This is a genomic window from Bartonella sp. AD328YNZD, from assembly GCF_042196425.1.
Genome location: NZ_JBHIQG010000715.1, coordinates 1 through 739 on the forward strand (window position 1 = coordinate 1; position 739 = coordinate 739).

Annotated in this window: 2 pseudogenes; both read left to right on the forward strand. The window is 41.8% G+C overall.

The features are described from left to right. Nucleotides 1–238: pseudogene (locus ACFIO3_RS14640) on the forward strand (elongation factor Ts); the annotation flags it as partial. A 157-nt stretch (nucleotides 239–395) separates the two neighbouring features. Then, nucleotides 396–739: pseudogene (pyrH, locus tag ACFIO3_RS14645) on the forward strand (UMP kinase); the annotation flags it as partial.

Sequence of the window (739 nt, forward strand, 5' to 3'; positions counted from 1 at the left end):
TATCATTGAAAAAATGGTAGAAGGGCGTATGCGTAAATTTTTTGAAGAGGTTGTTTTGCTTTCACAGGCTTTTGTTATGAATCCTGATATGACTGTTGAGGCAGCTTTAAAGGACGCTGAGAAATCAATTGGTGCACCAGCAAAAATCACAGGCTTTATTCGTTTTGCACTAGGTGAAGGTGTAGAAAAAGAGGAGTCTGATTTTGCTGCAGAGGTTGCTGCTGCTGTAAAAGGCTAGTTATTGCAAACTCTTGACCAGAGATTTAAAGTCATATCATTGGTTGTAGAATCTCTGAGGGGAACAGTGTAATTGTTGAGAGGGCGTCACGTGAAAAAAGTGGTGCCCTTCGTGATGTCAAAAGCAAAAAGTAAATGGGCTTTTGGGGAGATTATTAATGGCATTAGCACTTCCGTATAAACGTATTCTTTTAAAGGCTTCTGGTGAAGCTCTTATGGGAGGGCAGAATTTTGGCATTGATGTTTCTGTTGTAGACCGTATTGCCGCTGATATTGCAGAAGTGCGCGCAATGGGGATAGAGGTTGCGGTTGTAATAGGTGGGGGAAATATTTTTCGTGGCGTTGCTGTTGCTTCGCATGGTGGAGATCGAGTGACAGGTGATCATATGGGAATGCTTGCAACGGCTATTAACTCTTTAGCATTGCGAACATCATTGACAAAATTAGGCGTTGAAACGGTTGTACTCTCTGCGATTGCTATGCCACAAATTTGTGAAAGTTT